This window comes from Gordonia hankookensis (genome assembly GCF_014673215.1).
GTDB classification, from domain to species: domain Bacteria; phylum Actinomycetota; class Actinomycetes; order Mycobacteriales; family Mycobacteriaceae; genus Gordonia; species Gordonia hankookensis.
Genome location: NZ_JACWMS010000004.1, coordinates 202,233 through 219,650 on the forward strand (window position 1 = coordinate 202,233; position 17,418 = coordinate 219,650).

Here is a 17,418-nt window from a genome sequence, read left to right on the forward strand (position 1 = left end):
GAGGTGACGCGGGGTTTTGCCTGTTATTCGGGCTTGTTCGGGCCTGGCCGTGAACCGAGAGCCAGCGTCAGCACCGCGATCGCCGCGCACATCGCGGCGAGTGCCCACAGCGTCGTCTGAAACGCCCCCACGAAACTTCGTGCCGCCACGGCTCGGCCTGCCTCCTGCAACTGGCCGTTGGCCTTGCCGATGAGATCGGCGGCCATACCGGACTGTGCCGAGGGATCGCCGTCGCAGCCGGGCGCCGGTCGATCGGGATGGGCCGAGGTCAGTTGGTTACGGGCGCAGTCGGCGAATCTATCTGCCATCGGGGCACGGAACAGTGGCTCGACGGCGGTGTTCTGCAGATCGGCCACGAGCTCCGCGCGTGTCGCGGGTACCGCCGAATGTGCCTGAGTGGCAACCTGACCGAAGAAGAACAGGGAAACCACGGCCAGCCCTATCGACGCGCCGATCTGCTGAACCGTCGGCACGCATCCCGATGCCGAGCCGATGTTCGCCTCGGAGGTGTCCGACAGGATCGCCGTTTGCAGCGGTGCGACGAACAGTCCGGTACCGATACCACCGACCACGAGTGGCGCGATGACCGCCGGTATCGACATCGTCCCGCTGATCGGCTGCAGCGTCAGCCCGACCCACGCGAGCCCGGCGCCGAGGACGAGGGCACCGGCACACAGTGTCCGCGCCGAGCCGATCCGATCGACGACGCCAGGGGACAGAACCGATCCCAGGACACCGCCGACCGCGAACGGCAGTGCCAGCAGCCCGGTGCGCAACGGGGAGTAGCCGAGTCCGAACTGGGCCGAGATGGAGACGGTGAAGAAGAAGGCGGCGAACACGCTGAAGAAGAGCAGCGAGAGCGACAAACCGACGGTGAAGCGTCGAGAGCCGAACAGGTCCATCCTGAGCAAGGGGGCGCCGCCCCGAGCGAGCAGTCGTCGTTCGAGGACCACGAACAGCACGAGCAGCACCGCCGACGCACCCATCATGACCCAGAGCCGCGGCGGCCAGCCCTGCTCACGTCCCACGGCGAGCGGATACAGCAGAAAGAACAGACCCGCGGTCGACAAGGCCATCCCGCGCAGATCAAGTCGAGGTGGCGGCTGCTCACGCAGTTGAGGAAGCCTGCGCCACGCCAACCCGCACGCGATGACGCCGAGCGGGAAGTTGACGAAGAAGATCGTCCGCCACCCCCACCCGAGGACGTCCGAGGTGACCAGTACGCCGCCGACGACGGGCCCGAGCATCGCGGCCAGACCGGCGACGGCGCCGTAGATGCCGAACACCAGACCATGACGGGCCTTGGGGAAGAGTGCGGCGATGAGCGCCAGCGTCTGCGCCGACATCAGCGCTGCGCTGACACCCTGGGCGCCCCGGAACACGATCAGTTCCACCGGACCCTGCGACACACCACAGAGCAGCGACGAGACGGTGAACGCCAGGATCGCGGTGACGAACACGCGCCGACGACCCAGGCGGCCGCCCAGGGTTGCGGCGGTCAGCAGGGTGCACGCGAATGCCAGCGTGTACACGCTGAGGACCAGCAGTTGCTCGGAGGTGGACGCGCGGAGGTCGGTGGTCAGGTCCGGCAGCGCGATGTTGACGATCGTGGTGTCGAGCATCTGCATGAACAGACCGAGCAGGCAGCCGGCGAGGGCCACCCACGCTGCGCGGTCGACCGGCCCGGTCGTGGCCGAATCCGCAGGCGCGGCATCGGTACCCGCCATCGTGTCCCGGTCGTTCGCGGTCGGGGTCACCGCGTCAGCGCGGGGGCAACCTGATCGTAGTCACCTTGGTTCGCAACGGTTTCCATGATCTCGATGAACTTGTCCGTGTAGTCGTGCACGGATTCCCGGGCGATCTCGGTGTCGGGATACAAGAAGGTCATCGAGGTCTCTTCCTGGAATCGGTTGATCCACATGAACACCTCTTCGCTGCTGCCCCGGTTGCCGTACAGGCATCCGTTGATGGCGTCGAACATCTTGACGCCGGGCAGCTTTCGCACGTCGATGTAGGAGATCATCGGAACCGACCAGCCGGGTTGCACGTCGATGCCGTCCTCCGGTCGCACGAGCTCGAGGACCCGGTGGAAGGACACATCGGTCAGGTCCTTTCCGGCGTCGTAGCTCCGGGCGGCCTGAGCGACTGCCGAACTGAACGTGCTGTCGGGATCGATCGTCACCGGCACCGGGATGAGGCTGGTGAACCACCCGACCGAGTTCAGTTCGCTCCCGGCCTGGCGCGTGCTCTTGGGCGTCATGCCCAGATAGCCGGACTCGCCGGTGAACTCGGCATAGGCCAGCGCGGCGATGGCCATGAGGCCGGCGGTGACGTTTCCGCCGTTCGCCCGACATGCGTCCTCAAAACGCTGTGCAGCAGCGTCGTCGTCGAAGACCTTTGTGGTGAGATGCGCACTGCGGGTGTGGGTGTCGGCATCCTTTCCGAGCGGTAGCGGAAAGTGGGGCAGGCGGCCGCCATGATCCGAGACGACGTCGATCCACCTCTGGACCCGGGGAGAATCCCGGGACAGTTCGCGCGAGATGGACCGCTCGCGGTCGCAGTAGTCGACATAGCTGCCGACCGGCGCCAGGGCGGTGTCCATGCCGAACGCCGCATTCATGTACAAGGTCATCAGATCCACGCAGGTCATCGCCTGCGACATGCCATCGGTGTTCAGGTGATCCACGGCGCAGTAGATGGTGAATCCGCCATCCCATTCGATGGCGCCGAAGGAGAAGCAGTCCCAGGCGAAGGGCCCGGGGGTCTCGTGCTGTACGTGCTCACGGATGCGGGCCGGCGTCGTGAAGTCGCCGTGATCGTTGCAGAGCAGTTCGATCGTCTCCGGTTCGGTCACATGCCTGGCGACGGAACCGTCGGCCTCGACCGAGAACCATGACCTGAACGTGTCGTGTCGGCGCAGAAAGGTGGTCAGCGCGGTGGTCAATGCCGCAGGTTCCAGCTGCGCGTTGATGTCGAACGCGATCAGGCACAGACGTGAGAACCGGAAGCCGGCGGATCGGTTGCGGTCCGCGGCGCGGAGGTACTCCTCCTGCTGATGCGACGGGGGTACCGGATGACTTGCAGCACGTGCTGATTCGGCGATCGATGACGGCGACGCGACCCAGCTGGTCAATTGTCCAGGACGGGGGTTCCACTCGTCGATGAGCCCGAAACTTACCATCTCTGACCTCTATTCGCTGATTGCGGATGGAGCGACGACTCGCCTGTGGGCTGCCGCGCTTGAACACGGGACCTCGAAAACGAGACCCGATCAGACCGGGACCTCGATCCCCACCTACAGCATCAACCCATGAAATATGTTGTGTGTCAACCAGTTTTATTGGACAAAGGTCCCAGTCGCACGTACTTCTGAGGGAGTGGACAGCAAGGGAGTCGTGGGGCACACTCCAAGCGTCGACACCGGGTGGGTGTTTCTGCGATGGGGGTGACGAGGGTGGGTAATTACGAGGCAGGGGCAGCGGCCTCGCATACCGTCGCTGCACGAGGATTCGCGGCAGTGGCCGCGACTGCTTGTATCGCTCTGGCGGGGCTGTTGGTGCCGGTGATCTCGTCGGCCGCTCCGTTGAGCGCGAGGATTGTCGCCGAGCATGTCCGGCCGGGCCACGAGATCGACCTCACGGTGCGTTCACCTGCGATGCATAAGTCGTTGTCCGTCAAGGTCATTCCCGCTTCCGGTGGCGGACCTGCTCCGACGCTCTACCTGTTGAACGGAGCCGCCGGGGGCGAGGGCGGTAGCAGTTGGTTCGACCAGACCGACATCCGGTCCTTCTTCGCCGATGAACATGTCAATGTGGTCGTCCCGATGGGCGGTGCGGCGAGTTATTTCACCGACTGGAAGCGTCCGGATCCCACACTGGGATACCAGAAGTGGTCCACCTTTCTGACCGACGAGCTTCCGCGGGCCATCGATGCGCGTTTTGATGGCAACGGGCGCAACGCAATTGCCGGTATCTCGATGGCGGGGACATCGGTCTTCCAGCTGTCGCTACACGCCCCGAAGCTCTACCGGGCGATCGGTTCGTTCAGTGGATGCGCGCAGACCAGCGACCCGGTCGGACAAGCCGTTGTCCGGATGGTGGTGGAGGGACGCGGCGGTGGGAACACTCTCAACATGTGGGGTCCATCGACCGACCCGTCATGGCGGGACAACGACCCGTACCTGCACGTCGACAGGTTCCGCGGCAAGTCCGTCTACATCTCCAACGGTTCCGGGACGCCCGGACGCTACGACACCATCAACGGGCCCGGCATCGACGGAAACGGCGGCAAGCTGTTCGACCAGATCGCGGTCGGTGCGGTCATCGAGACCGCAACAGGCGAATGTACGCGCAACCTCCAGCGACGGATGCGGGAGATGGGGGTCGATGCGACGTTCCACCTGTACGACGGTGGCACGCACGCCTGGCCGTACTGGCAGGACGAATTGCACCGGGCCTGGCCGCAGTTCCGACGGGCTCTCGCCGCGTGACGGCCCGTCGTCACGACCGTGTCGGGACCGCCGCGGACGGTGGGACCGCGATGGACTGCGATTCGATGACGATTGCGGCCATGGCGGGCTCGGCGACCTGGCTGGAATCGAACACGTGGGACCGGCCGGAGTGGACGATCGACGAACTGATCGCCCACAAGGAGGGCCGGTCGATCTCGGTGGTCTTGCCGGCCCTCGACGAGGAGCGGACCGTGGGGTCCGTGGTCGCGAGCATCATGCCCCTCGTGGGTGGGCTCGTCGACGAGGTCGTCGTGGTCGACTCCGGGTCGTCGGATGCCACCATGGCCCGCGCGGCGGCCGCGGGGGCACGGGTGGAGAGCAGGGAGTCGGCGTTGCCGGGGGTGACGCCGTTGCCGGGCAAGGGTGAGGTGCTGTGGCGCTCGCTGGCGACCACGGTCGGCGACATCGTGGTGTACATCGACAGTGACCTGGTGGATCCCGATCCGATGTATGTGCCGAGGCTCGTGGGTCCGCTGCTGCTGACGCCGGAGTTGCAGCTGGTCAAGGGCTACTACCGTCGCCCACTCGTGGGCTCCGGCGGTGTCGATCCGACGGGCGGTGGGCGAGTCACCGAGCTCGTCGTGCGGCCTCTGGTCTCCGCGCTGAGACCGGAGCTGTCAGCCCTGATCCAGCCGTTGGCGGGCGAGTACGCCGGAACCCGCGAGTTGCTGACTTCGATCCCGTTCGCCCCTGGATACGGCGTGGAGATCGGCATCGTCCTCGACACACTGAGTCGATACGGGATGGACGCGATCGGACAGGTCGATCTCGGGACCAGAACCCATCGGAATCGGCCTCTCCGTGACTTGGGGCCGATGTCCCGCCAGATCGTTGCGACGTTGATGAGCCGGCTCGGGATCGAGGACTCGGGGAGTCCGCTCATCCAGTTCCTGATGGAGGACGACGGGCACAGCGTCCGTCGTGCCTATCCGGTGCTCGACGATCGCCCTCCGATGCGGACGGTGCCGGGTCGCACCATGGTCGGCGTCGGCGCTGTCTGACCGTGCTCGCCACCCCGTCCGGAATGGTGCGCTGCGTGGGCCGACTCTGCCTGCGGACGGGCGCGCCGACCGCTCTTCGCCGGACCTCTCGTCGAGGGACGTACGATGTTCACCGAACCGACGAGTGAGGATGTTGATGAGCGAAACCCCCGACATGCAGCAGTCCGAACGTCACGGCTACCGTCGCGTGCTCCTCAAACTCGGGGGTGAGATGTTCGGCGGCGGCGAGGTCGGTCTCGATCCCGACGTCGTGGCGACCGTGGCCGACCAGATCGCAGATGTGGTCGGATCGGGGGTGCAGGTGGCGGTCGTCATCGGCGGCGGCAATTTCTTCCGAGGCGCCGAACTCCAGCAGCGTGGACTCGACCGATCCCGGTCGGATTACATGGGCATGCTCGGTACGGTGATGAATTGTCTCGCTTTGCAGGACTTTCTGGAGAAGCGCGGCGTGAGCACGCGGGTCCAGACCGCCATCACGATGGGCCAGGTGGCCGAGCCCTATCTGCCACTGAGGGCGCAACGTCACCTGGAAAAGGGACGGGTGGTGATCTTCGGCGCAGGCATGGGGATGCCCTATTTCTCCACCGACACCACGGCAGCCCAACGGGCCCTGGAGATCAAGGCCGAGGTCGTGTTGATGGCCAAGGGGGTCGACGGTGTGTACGACGCCGATCCTCGTCTCGTCCCGGATGCCAAGATGTACACCGAGGTCACCCATCGCGAGGTGCTCGACAAGGAACTCAAGGTCGCCGACGCGACCGCCTTCAGTCTGTGTATGGACAACAAGATGCCGATGCTGGTGTTCAATCTGCTGGAGGAGGGCAACATCGCCCGGGCAGTCGCAGGCAAGCGAATCGGCACCCTGGTGGCAACGTAGTCATGGATGCTTGTGCTCTCATGACCTGCACCAATCCGAACCCGTACCGAGTAGAAGTGGGACGACGATGATCGACGACGCGCTGCTGGACGCCGAAGAGAAGATGGAGAAGGCGGTCGGCGTCGCCAAGGACGACATGGGCTCGATTCGCACCGGCCGTGCCAATCCTGCGATGTTCAACAAGGTCAACATCGAGTACTACGGTGCGCTCACCCCGGTCACGCAGGTGGCGAGCATCAACACGCCGGAAGCCAGAATGGTCGTGATCAAGCCCTACGAGGCCTCCACACTGCGCGACATCGAGACGGCGATCCGCAACTCCGACCTGGGCGTGAACCCGACCAACGACGGCACGATCATCCGTGTCGCGATCCCTCAGCTCACCGAGGAACGGCGACGCGAACTGGTCAAGCAGGCCAAGGGCAAGGGTGAGGATGCGAAGGTGGCCATCCGCAACGTCCGCCGGAAGGCCGTCGACGAACTCAAGCGCATCCAGAAGGACGGCGAGGCCGGCGAGGACGAGGTGAACCGCGCCGAGAAGGAACTCGACAAGACAACCGCCGGCTACGTCACACAGGTCGACGACCTGGTGAAGCACAAAGAGAACGAATTGCTCGAAGTGTGAGCACTGACCCAACCCACGCGTCTATACCGGAAGTGATGGCCACCGAATCCTCCGCGAACACGCCGCCTGCCGAAGGCGGCGAGGGTTCGGGGACCCCCGCCGAGCCGGTGTCCGCGGCGGCACCTGCGCCCACGAAGTCGCGCGCGGGCCGGAATCTGCCCGCGGCGATCGCGGTCGGCGGGTCCCTCGGTGTCTCGATCATCCTCATCCTGCTGTTCGCGCCGAAGATCTGGTACGGCGTGGTGGCCGTTGCGTTCGCGATCGCGACGTGGGAGGTGACCAAGCGGTTGCGCGACGGCGGCTTCCAGGTGGCGCTGTGGCCGTTGCTGATCGGCGGGCAGGCGATCATCTGGTCGAGCTGGCCCTGGGCGCAGACCGGAGTGCTCACCGCGTTCGCGGCGACGGTGCTGATCCTGATGGTCTGGATGCTGCTGGCCCAGGGGATCGGTCGCGCACCCGAGAACTACCTCCGGAATCTGGCCGCGAGTGTGTTCGTGCTGGCATGGTTGCCGCTGCTCGCGTCGTTCGGCGCTTTCATGGTGGTCCAGGACCACGGCGCCGCCCGCGTGGCGACGTTGATGGTGGTGGTGGTGTGCTCCGACGTCGGCGGCTACGCCGCGGGCGTCTTGTTCGGCAAGCATGCGATGGCGCCGGCCATCAGTCCGAAGAAATCCTGGGAGGGACTCGTCGGATCACTGATCGTCGGTACGGCGGGCGCGATCTGCTGCGTGGTCTTCCTCCTCGACACCCACTGGTGGGTCGGCGCGATCCTCGGACCGGTGCTGGTCGTCTGCGCAACGCTCGGTGATCTGGTCGAATCCCAGGTCAAGCGGGACCTCGGTATCAAGGACATGGGCACGTTGCTCCCTGGGCACGGTGGCATCATGGATCGACTCGACTCGCTGCTGCCGTCGGCGTTCATCGTGTGGGCCGTCCTGACGGCGCTCCTCTGACGCCTGTCGGCCGCGCTACTTCTTGGCCTTGCGCATCGCCCGGCTCATCTGCAACATGCGCAGGCCACCGGCCAGGGCGACGATCAGTGCTCCCGCGATCGCGGCGATGAGAAGGCTCACACCCAGCGGTAGGTTGACCTCCCAGAAGATCAGCGTGATCCGCTGCGAGTCGAGGTTCTGCAGGATGAAGACGAGCAGCAGCACGGTGATGACCGCACCGATCACCAAGCCGATGAAAGTCGCACGGGTGCGCGTGTGTTCGACGTTCTTGACCCTCGTGCGGAGCTCGTCACGTTCGTCGAGCAAGGCCTGGTGATCTCGATCCAATTCGGCATCGGCCGGGGGCAGGTCACCCGGTGTCGCCTCGGGGCGCTGCGGATCAGGTGTCGTCATCTACCCATCATGACATGCGACAATGTCAACATGTCGTCATTGCCGCTCGTGTTCGACGCGCCCAAACGGGGGCGTCCGCCGACTCATTTCGCCGACCTCGACCCCGAGGGCCGCGTCGCCGCCCTCGGCGCCCTTGGGCTCCCGAAGTTCCGGGCGAATCAGCTGGCGAGACAGTACTACGGCCGCCTCAACGGCGACGTCGAGGAGATGAGCGACCTACCCGCGTCGTCGCGCGATGCGGTCGGCGAGAAACTCTTTCCGCCGTTGCTGAGCCCGGTGCGGCACATCTCCTGCGACGACGGCGATACGCGGAAGACATTGTGGCGGCTGCACGACGGCACGCTCCTCGAGAGCGTTCTCATGCGCTACACCGAGCGCAACACACTGTGTATCTCCAGTCAGGCCGGTTGCGGGATGGCATGTCCGTTCTGCGCGACCGGGCAGGGCGGCCTCGACCGCAATCTGTCGGCGGCCGAGATCGTCGACCAGGTCCGCGCAGCGGCGCGGGCGTTGCGCGACGGTGAGTTCGGAGCGCCCGGCCGGTTGTCGAACGTGGTCTTCATGGGGATGGGTGAGCCGCTGGCGAACTACAAGCGTGTGGTCAGCGCGGTCCGGCAGATCACGTCGCCGGTACCGGACGGACTCGGGATCTCGGCGCGGTCGGTGACCGTGTCGACGGTCGGCCTCGCACCGTCGATCCGGCGTCTTGCCGACGAGGGACTGGCGGTGACGCTGGCGGTGTCGCTACACACGCCCGACGACGAACTGCGCGACACCTTGGTGCCGGTGAACAACAGATGGTCGGTGTCGGAGGTCCTCGATGCGGCGCGCTACTACGCCGACACCACCGGTCGGCGCGTGTCGATCGAGTACGCGTTGATCCGGGACGTCAACGACCAGCCGTGGCGCGCGGATCTGTTGGGGGAGAAGCTGCACAAGGCACTCGGCTCGCGAGTGCACGTCAACCTGATCCCGCTCAATCCGACGCCGGGATCAGAATGGGACGCCAGTCCCAAACCGGTCGAACGCGAGTTCGTCCGGCGGGTACGGGAACAAGGTGTGTCCTGCACGGTTCGCGACACCCGTGGGCAGGAGATCGCCGCCGCCTGTGGGCAGCTGGCGGCCGAAGAACGCTGAGACCGGCTAGGCGGTCAGTTCTTCCAGCGGCCCCGATTGCGGATCGACGGCCGGATCAGGAAATAGGCGAGGACAACGGCAATCCCGACGAGGTAGATGTCCTCGATGTGGCCCCGCTGATTGCCGATGAGCATGCAGAGCAGTGCGACGACGCAGAACCATCCGGCGATCATGAAGGACTTGGTCGCCTGACCGTGCCAGCCGAACCGGGCCGACGGCGCATCCGCGGGTTCACGGACCCAGCCGGTGTCGACGGGCTCAACCTCGGTGCTTGCCACGGTGGCTCCTCACTGCACGGTCAGCGATCTGACGGACGTGGCCAGAAGTCTGACGGTCGGTAGTAGTTCATCGAACAGCATAGCGGTAGCGCCGGGTGCGCGACGTACCTGCCACCACGCATCGTCGCGGGTTCGGTGACAGAATGCCGCCATGTCCGACACCGCGCATCGAAATCTGGCCGACTACCGCACGGAGAACTATCCGCGCGACATGATCGGATACGGTGCGACACCCCCGGATCCGCAATGGCCGGGCGGCGCCAGGATCGCCGTGCAGTTCGTGCTCAACTACGAGGAGGGTTCGGAGAACAACGTCCTCGAGAGCGACAGTGGCAGTGAGACCTTCCTGTCCGAGATGGTCGGTGCGCAGTCGTTCCCGAACCGGCACATGAGCATGGAATCGCTCTACGAGTACGGGTCGCGCGCCGGGGTCTGGCGGATCCTGCGCACGTTCTCGCGACGGCAACTGCCCCTCACCATCTTCGCTGTCGCGCAGGCGATGGCGCGTAACCCGGAGGCGGCCGCGGCCTTCGTCGAACGCGGCGACGAGATCGCGTGTCACGGCTATCGATGGCTCAGTTACCAGCTCGTCGGCCCGGCGGTGGAGCGTGAACACATGCAGGCGGGCATCGACCTGCTCACCGAGATCACCGGCCAACGACCTCGCGGCTGGTACACCGGCCGTGATTCGCCCAACACCCGCCGACTCGTGGTGGAGCAGGGTGGGTTCGTCTACGACTCCGACAGCTACGCCGACGACCTGCCGTACTGGGTGAAGGTGCCGCGAGCCGACTCCGTCGTCGATCACCTCGTGGTGCCGTACACGCTCGACACGAACGACATGCGGTTCGCCTCGCCCGGCGGATTTCCGTCGGGCGACCAGTTCTTCGCCCACCTCCGTGACGCCTTCGACGTGCTGTATGCCGAAGGCGTGGCCGGCGCACCCAAGATGCTCTCCATCGGGCTGCACTGCCGGATCGCGGGCAGGCCGGCACGACTGGCGGCACTCGAGCGGTTCCTCGACCACGTGCAGGCCCACGACGATGTCTGGATCACCCGTCGCATCGACATCGCCGAACACTGGCGGAAGGTGCACCCGGTCGGCTGAACCGGGAAGTTTGGGCTCACCCCTCCGAGGCAGGACAATGAGTTCGTGACGACGCGCGTACTCATTCTCGGCTCGACGGGGTCGATCGGTGTCCAGGCCCTCGAGGTCATCGCCGAGCATCCCGAACGTTTCCAGGTGGTCGGCCTCGGGGCGGGCGGCGCGAACCTCGATCTGTTGCGTGCGCAGGCACAGGTGTTCCGGATTCCGGCCGACGCCCTGGCGGTCGCCGATCCGGTCGCCGCGCGAACGCTCTCCGACGGTCTCGGCAACCGTGTTCTCGGCGGCCCGGACGCGATGTGCGACCTGATCGACGCCGTCGAGGCCGATGTGGTCCTCAACGCCGTGGTCGGGTCCATCGGCCTCCGGCCGAGTCTCGCCGCGCTGCGATCCGGGGCGCGGCTGGCGCTGGCGAACAAGGAGTCCCTGGTCGCAGGCGGCTCGCTGGTTCTCGACGCTGCGGCCCCCGGTCAGATCGTGCCCGTGGACTCCGAGCACTCGGCCATCGCCCAGTGCCTGCGGGCCGGTACCGCCGACGAGGTGGACCGGCTCGTCCTCACCGCATCGGGCGGACCCTTCCGGGGATGGACCCGGGCGGAACTCGAGGACGTGACGCCGGAGCAGGCAGGCCACCATCCGACCTGGTCGATGGGTCCGATGATCACGCTGAACTCGGCAACGCTGGTGAACAAGGCACTCGAGGTCATCGAGGCGCACCTGCTGTTCGGGGTGGATTACGACCGCATCGACGTCACCGTTCATGCGCAGTCGATCGTCCATTCGATGGTGACCTTCGTCGACGGGGCGACCGTCGCCAAGGCATCCCCGCCGTCGATGAAACTCCCGATCGCGCTGGCGCTCGGGTGGCCGGCGCGCGTGCCCGGCTCCTCGGCCGCCTGTGACTTCTCGACCGCGTCGTCGTGGACATTCGAGCCGGTCGACAACGCGGTTTTCCCGGCGATCGATCTCGCTCGCGAGGCGGGCCGTGGGGGCGGCTCGCTCACCGCCGTCTACAACGCTGCCAACGAGGCCGCGGCCGAGGGCTTCTTCGCCGGTGCCATCCGGTTCCCGCGGATCGTCGAGATCATCCGTGAGGTGCTCGCCGAGGCCGATCAGTGGCGTGCACGGCCAGGTACTGTGGATGAGGTCTTGGCCGCTGATCAGTGGGCACGCGAACATGCTGCGCGTCTGGTCAAGTCATATGCGGATGGAGTGAGTCAGTGAGTTTTGCGCTCGGCGTGGTGCTGTTCGCCGCAGCGCTGGTGCTGTCGGTTGCGTGGCACGAATGCGGTCACATGTGGGCAGCGCAGGCGACCGGTATGAAGGTCCGCCGATACTTCGTCGGCTTCGGGCCGACGCTGTGGTCGACCCGTCGCGGGGAGACCGAATACGGCGTCAAGGCACTGCCGCTCGGCGGCTTCTGCGACATCGCGGGCATGACGCCCTACGACGAGATCGCCGAGGAAGACCGCCCCCGGGCCATGTACCTGCAGAAGCCGTGGAAACGGCTGGTGGTGCTGTTGGCCGGGCCCGCGCAGAACTTCGTGCTCGGGTTCGTGCTGGTCGTCATCGTCGGCGCGATCTTCGGCCTGCCGAACATCAGCCAGGACCCGGTGCCCGCGACGGTGTCGAAGACCAGCTGTGTGTCGGCCACCACCACGTATTCCGAGACGGCGGAGCCGGTGCGGACCCCGTGTGTCGGCAACGGTCCGGCCGCCGACGCGGGCCTGCGCGCAGGCGACACGATCGTCGCCGTCAACGGCCAGTCGGTCTCCGACTACTCCGAGGTGTCCAAACAGATCGGCACGGGCTCCGACCCGGTTGCGATGACCGTGCAGCGAGGCGGCGAGAAGGTCGACCTCACGATCGTCCCGCAACCCGCGACCATCGTCGTCCAGCGGTCGGACGGGACCAAGGAGACCGAACAGGCCCGCCAGGTCGGCATCACGTTCACGCCGCCGCCGAACATCAACCACTACGACGGACTCGAGGTGATCCCCGCATCGTTCGCGTTCACCGGTGACCTGTTCGTGGCCACGTGGGACGCCCTGCTGTCGATGCCGTCGAAGGTCAGCGCCCTGTGGACGGCGGTCACCGGCGGTGAGCGCTCGGCAGACACCCCGGTCAGCGTCTACGGTGCGTCGGTGCTGGGTGGTCAGGCCGTCGAGCGGGGTGCGTGGAGCACCTTTCTGCTGTTGCTGATCAGCATCAACTTCTTCCTCGGGTTGTTCAATCTCGTGCCGCTACTACCGTTGGATGGTGGGCACATGGCCATCGTCGGCTACGAGAAGGCCCGCAACACGGTCCGCGGATGGTTCGGGCGTGCCGCAGGCGGGCCCGTCGACTACCTGAAGCTCATGCCGATCACCTACGCGGTGGTGATCATCATGGGTGGATTCATGGTCCTGACGGTCACCGCCGACATCGTCAACCCGATCGAACTGTTCAAATGACCCAGCCCTGCCGTCACACAGCTCAGCCGTTGAACCACACAGCCATTCGTCATTCGAGGTGAACGAGATGAACGCCCCAGCAACTCCCGGAGACGCGGTCTCGGTCGGGCTCGGCATGCCCGCAGGCCCGCCGCCCGTGTTGGCGCCCCGACGCCCGACACGCCAGATCCAGGTCGGCCAGGTCGGTGTGGGCAGCGACCATCCGATCTCGGTGCAGTCGATGACCACCACCAAGACACACGACATCAACGCGACGCTGCAGCAGATCGCCGAGCTCACCGCATCGGGCTGCGACATCGTGCGGGTGGCCTGCCCGCGTCCCGAAGACGCCGAGGCGTTGCCCGTGATCGCCAAGAAGAGCAAGATCCCGGTGATCGCCGACATCCACTTCCAGCCGAAATACATCTTCGCCGCCATCGACGCGGGATGTGCGGCCGTTCGTGTCAACCCGGGCAACATCAAGGAGTTCGACGGGCGCGTCAAAGAGGTCGCATATGCCGCCAAGGACGCCGGGATCCCGATCCGGATCGGCGTCAACGCCGGCTCCCTCGATCCCCGGCTGCTCAAGAAGTATGGCAAGGCGACCCCGGAGGCCCTCGTCGAATCGGCGCTCTGGGAGGCAGGCCTGTTCGAGGAGCACGGCTTCGGCGACATCAAGATCTCCGTCAAGCACAACGACCCGGTGGTCATGGTCGAGGCTTATCGGCAGCTCGCGGCGCAGTGCGACTACCCGCTGCACCTCGGGGTCACCGAGGCCGGACCGGCATTCCAGGGCACGATCAAGTCGGCGGTCGCGTTCGGTGCACTGCTCTCCGAGGGCATCGGCGACACCATCCGGGTCTCCCTGTCGGCACCGCCCGCCGAGGAGGTCAAGGTCGGTGATCAGATCCTGCAGTCACTCAACCTGCGGCCCCGCAAACTCGAGATCGTGTCCTGCCCGTCGTGCGGTCGCGCACAGGTGGACGTCTACAAGCTGGCCGACGCGGTGACCGCTGGGCTCGAGGGCATGGAGGTGCCGCTGCGTGTTGCCGTGATGGGTTGTGTCGTCAACGGTCCGGGTGAGGCACGCGAAGCGGATCTCGGTGTGGCATCGGGTAACGGCAAGGGCCAGATCTTCGTCAAGGGAGAGGTCATCAAGACCGTGCCCGAGGCCGAGATCGTGGAGACCTTGATCGAAGAAGCGCTGCGAATCGCAGGTGAGTCGGGTGACACTGGTGGGGACAGGGAAGTGGGCCCACCAGTCGTCACGATCAGCTGACGACAGCGGAGGCGACCACCGCCGAAGGTGCAGGAGCCGGAGGTCGTGCCCTGCCCGACTACTGCAGAGGAGCGGTGGTGCTGAAGCTACTGGGTGACCGCCCCCTCGGCGCACGTGATGCGCCGGTGGTCGAGCGCGTCATGGCCGCCGACCCGGTGGCGATGTGCATGGTGGCGGCACGTTTCGAGACCCACGGCATCAACCCGCGGCTGCTCGGCGGCGAGCTGTGGACCATCGACGACCCGACGACGTCGCTGTGCTTCTCGGGGGCGAACCTGATCCCGCTCGCCGGTTCGGCCGACGACATGGAGGGTTTCGCCGACCGAGCCGCCTCCGCGCCACGGGTCTGCTCATCGATCGTCGGTCGCGCCGAGCTGGTGCTGCCGTTCTGGGACCGCGTACAGCCGTGTTGGGGTCCTGCACGTGAGGTGCGCGACAACCAGCCACTGATGGCACTGACCGGAGCGCCTGCCATCACGCCGGACCCACTGGTACGTCTTGTCACCCTCGACGATCTCGACGCATATCTGCCGGCCGCGGTCGACATGTTCATCGGTGAGGTCGGAGTGGACCCGTGTGCCGGCGACGGCGGGCGTTCATACCGCCGGAGGCTGGCGTCGCTGGTCACTGCGCAGCGTGTGTTCGCCCGGTTCGACCGTGGTGAGGTCGTGTTCAAGGCCGAGATCGGTTCGCTCTCAAGGAGAGTCGGACAGATCCAGGGAGTCTGGGTGGCCCCGCACCGACGCGGTGAGGGGCTCGGCGCCGCCGGCACCGCAGCCGTTGCGGCAGCGATCATCTCGCACGGCCGGACGCCGAGTCTCTACGTCAACAGCTTCAACCTTCCCGCGCGAGCGGTCTACCGGCAGGTCGGGTTCAGCGAGGTCGGGACGTTCGCGACGGTCCTGGTCGACTGACGAGTCGCGTTTTCGCAGCGCGTAGCGCGTGGCGCAACGGATTCCGGTCATGGACGCCATATGATCGCAACCGATGTGGCAGATGAGACGGCGTGTGATCAGCGGGACCTGTGTGTCGGTGAGTGCTCTCGTCGTGCTCGGGGTGGCCGGTTGTTCCACGGCTGACGACGGTCCCCGTCAGGCCGTCGAGAGGTTCCTGACCGCCTACGGTGCCCACAACACCGCGGCCGCCGCCCAGCTCACCGACAACGCGTCGCAGGCCCGCACTGATCTCGACGCCGCGTGGAAGGGCATCTCGGCCGAGAAGATGACCTTCAGCACCGGAAAGGCGGAGGTCTCCGGTGATACCGCCGACATCGGCGTCACCTACCACTGGGGCCTGCCAGGTGGACGTGAGTGGAGCTATCCGGCCCGGATCGCGATGATCCGGACCGACGCCGGGTGGGGTGTGCGGTGGATCTCGACCGACATCCATCCGGACCTCGGTGCCAACCAACGGCTTTCGCTGCGCACGATGGGGGCACCACGGGCGACCGTGAACGAATCCGACGGTTCGGAGGTGATGGTCAACGGCACGGTGGTCGGTATCAACTTCGATGCGCAGGCCGCTGCCGCGAGTGGATCGGTGGCCGATTCGGTGACGCAGCTCGTGTCGGTCCTGAAGCCGTTCGATCCGTCCCTGTCGGCGCAGAAGATCGCCGAGGAGTCCACGGCGGGCGGTGGGTCGTATCCCATCACCCGCCTGTCCCAGCGTGATTTCGACCGGCTCCGCGACCAATTGGCCATCCCAGGGGTCGAGCACAACGAACAGGCCGAGCTGGTTCCGAAGGATCCGCACTTCGCGCCTGCCCTGCTGACCGAGGTCAAGAAGGTGGTCGACAGCGAGGTCGACGGTCGGGCGGGGTGGCGGGTGGTCACCGTCAATCCCAACGGCCTCGACGCCGATGTCCTCGCCGACCATGCCGCGCAGCCCGCACCGGCGGTCTCGCTGAGCCTGTCACGGCAAGTGCAGACGGCCGCGCAGCGGGCGGTCGACGCCACCGACCGCTTCCAGGTCGCGATGGTGGTCATCCAGCCGTCAACCGGGCACATCCTCGCGGTCGCGCAGAACAGATCGGCCGATCGCGACGGACCGATCGCGACCGCCGGGCTCTACCCGCCGGGCTCGACATTCAAGATGGTCACCGCGGCCGCGGCCATCAGCCGAAACCTGGCTCATCCGGGGACCATGGTGCCCTGCCCGGGCGAGATCGAGATCGGGCCGCGTCGCATCCCCAACTACGACCGGTTCTCGTTGGGGACCGTGCCGATGCTGCAGGCCTTTGCGAACTCCTGCAACACGACCTTCGCCAAACTCGCCAGCGAGATGGGGCCGTCGGATCTCGCACACACCGCCGCATCGATGGGAATCGGGCAGCACTACGACATCGCGGGTCTCGCGTCCGTCTCCGGGTCGGTGCCGATCGCCCCGGAGTTGGTGGCCCGCACCGAGGACGGCTTCGGCCAGGGCAAGGTCCTGGTCAGCCCGCTCGGTCTCGCGCTGGTCGCGGCCACCGTCGCCCACAACGGCAAAGCTCCGGTACCGCAACTGATCCTGGGCAAGCCGACCAAGGTCGAGGGCCCGCAACCCTCGCTGGATCCGTCGGTGGTGGCCGAACTCCGACCGATGATGCGGGCGGTCGTCCAGCAGGGCACCGGCACCGTCATCGCCGGACAGGGTGACATCCTCGGTAAGACCGGTGAGGCGGAGTTCGCCGGCGGCTCACACGCGTGGTTCGCCGGTTACCGGGGTGATCTCGCCTTCGCGACCCTGGTGGTGCGCGGCGGCGACTCGAACAACGCGGTCGCGGTGACCCGGGACATGTTCGCCTCACTGCCGCCGGGATACGCCGCCGCTGCCCGGTCGTGAGTCGC

The 17,418-nt window shown here is 66.3% G+C and carries 16 protein-coding genes; 12 read left to right on the top strand and 4 right to left on the bottom strand.

Annotated features, from left to right (window positions below; translation table 11 throughout):
• Window positions 1–23 precede the first annotated feature (23 nt).
• The gene (locus IDF66_RS19100) at window positions 24–1,727 is read right to left on the bottom strand and encodes an MFS transporter (RefSeq protein WP_190268377.1); all 1,704 of its coding nucleotides are present in this window, start codon (window positions 1,725–1,727) and stop codon (window positions 24–26) included.
• A 26-nt stretch (window positions 1,728–1,753) separates the two neighbouring features.
• Complete coding sequence (locus IDF66_RS19105; RefSeq protein ID WP_190268195.1) at window positions 1,754–3,181, bottom strand: condensation domain-containing protein; 1,428 nt, start codon at window positions 3,179–3,181, stop codon at window positions 1,754–1,756.
• 258 nt (window positions 3,182–3,439) lie between these two features.
• On the opposite strand from IDF66_RS19105, the gene IDF66_RS19110 reads away from it, so the two are divergent.
• The 5 genes from IDF66_RS19110 to IDF66_RS19130 all read left to right on the top strand — a co-directional run bounded on the left by IDF66_RS19110 (window position 3,440) and on the right by IDF66_RS19130 (window position 7,966).
• On the top strand, window positions 3,440–4,489 hold the full coding sequence (locus IDF66_RS19110; protein WP_190268196.1) for an alpha/beta hydrolase: 1,050 nt from the start codon (window positions 3,440–3,442) through the stop codon (window positions 4,487–4,489).
• 65 nt (window positions 4,490–4,554) lie between these two features.
• Window positions 4,555–5,511 carry a glucosyl-3-phosphoglycerate synthase gene (locus IDF66_RS19115; protein ID WP_190268197.1) on the top strand — a complete coding sequence of 319 codons (957 nt, stop codon included), beginning with the start codon at window positions 4,555–4,557 and terminating at the stop codon, window positions 5,509–5,511.
• Between the two features lie 136 nt (window positions 5,512–5,647).
• Window positions 5,648–6,388 carry a UMP kinase gene (pyrH, locus tag IDF66_RS19120; RefSeq protein WP_190268198.1) on the top strand — a complete coding sequence of 247 codons (741 nt, stop codon included), beginning with the start codon at window positions 5,648–5,650 and terminating at the stop codon, window positions 6,386–6,388.
• Between the two features lie 67 nt (window positions 6,389–6,455).
• A complete protein-coding gene (gene frr, locus IDF66_RS19125; RefSeq protein ID WP_164306767.1) occupies window positions 6,456–7,013 on the top strand; it encodes a ribosome recycling factor in 558 nt (185 codons plus the stop codon).
• 35 nt (window positions 7,014–7,048) lie between these two features.
• Window positions 7,049–7,966, top strand: coding sequence for a phosphatidate cytidylyltransferase (locus IDF66_RS19130; RefSeq protein WP_190268199.1), 918 nt, complete (start codon window positions 7,049–7,051; stop codon window positions 7,964–7,966).
• Between the two features lie 15 nt (window positions 7,967–7,981).
• Here IDF66_RS19130 and IDF66_RS19135 read toward each other — a convergent pair whose 3' ends face one another.
• Window positions 7,982–8,359 carry a LapA family protein gene (locus tag IDF66_RS19135; RefSeq protein WP_164306769.1) on the bottom strand — a complete coding sequence of 126 codons (378 nt, stop codon included), beginning with the start codon at window positions 8,357–8,359 and terminating at the stop codon, window positions 7,982–7,984.
• Window positions 8,360–8,389: 30 nt separating this feature from the next.
• Here IDF66_RS19135 and rlmN point away from each other — a divergent pair, with 30 nt between their 5' ends.
• Window positions 8,390–9,496, top strand: a complete 1,107-nt coding sequence (rlmN, locus tag IDF66_RS19140; protein ID WP_190268200.1) for a 23S rRNA (adenine(2503)-C(2))-methyltransferase RlmN — start codon at window positions 8,390–8,392, stop codon at window positions 9,494–9,496.
• A 14-nt stretch (window positions 9,497–9,510) separates the two neighbouring features.
• Here rlmN and IDF66_RS19145 read toward each other — a convergent pair whose 3' ends face one another.
• Window positions 9,511–9,774, bottom strand: a complete 264-nt coding sequence (locus IDF66_RS19145; RefSeq protein ID WP_190268201.1) for a DUF2631 domain-containing protein — start codon at window positions 9,772–9,774, stop codon at window positions 9,511–9,513.
• 151 nt (window positions 9,775–9,925) lie between these two features.
• On the opposite strand from IDF66_RS19145, the gene puuE reads away from it, so the two are divergent.
• The 6 genes from puuE (at window position 9,926) to IDF66_RS19175 (ending at window position 17,413) form a co-directional block, all read left to right on the top strand.
• Window positions 9,926–10,882 (top strand): allantoinase PuuE, encoded by a 957-nt coding sequence (puuE, locus tag IDF66_RS19150; protein ID WP_190268202.1) that lies wholly within the window; start codon window positions 9,926–9,928, stop codon window positions 10,880–10,882.
• 45 nt (window positions 10,883–10,927) lie between these two features.
• Entirely contained in the window at window positions 10,928–12,103 is a 1,176-nt protein-coding gene (dxr, locus tag IDF66_RS19155; RefSeq protein ID WP_190268203.1) for a 1-deoxy-D-xylulose-5-phosphate reductoisomerase, read from the top strand.
• On the top strand, window positions 12,100–13,332 hold the full coding sequence (locus tag IDF66_RS19160; RefSeq protein ID WP_190268204.1) for a M50 family metallopeptidase: 1,233 nt from the start codon (window positions 12,100–12,102) through the stop codon (window positions 13,330–13,332). The genes dxr and IDF66_RS19160 overlap by 4 nt, the downstream gene beginning before the upstream one ends.
• A 67-nt stretch (window positions 13,333–13,399) precedes the next feature.
• Window positions 13,400–14,590, top strand: a complete 1,191-nt coding sequence (ispG, locus tag IDF66_RS19165; protein WP_164306775.1) for a flavodoxin-dependent (E)-4-hydroxy-3-methylbut-2-enyl-diphosphate synthase — start codon at window positions 13,400–13,402, stop codon at window positions 14,588–14,590.
• A 77-nt stretch (window positions 14,591–14,667) separates the two neighbouring features.
• The gene (locus IDF66_RS19170; protein ID WP_190268205.1) at window positions 14,668–15,504 is read left to right on the top strand and encodes a GNAT family N-acetyltransferase; all 837 of its coding nucleotides are present in this window, start codon (window positions 14,668–14,670) and stop codon (window positions 15,502–15,504) included.
• A 73-nt stretch (window positions 15,505–15,577) separates the two neighbouring features.
• Entirely contained in the window at window positions 15,578–17,413 is a 1,836-nt protein-coding gene (locus tag IDF66_RS19175) for a penicillin-binding transpeptidase domain-containing protein (protein ID WP_164306777.1), read from the top strand.
• Window positions 17,414–17,418 lie beyond the last annotated feature (5 nt).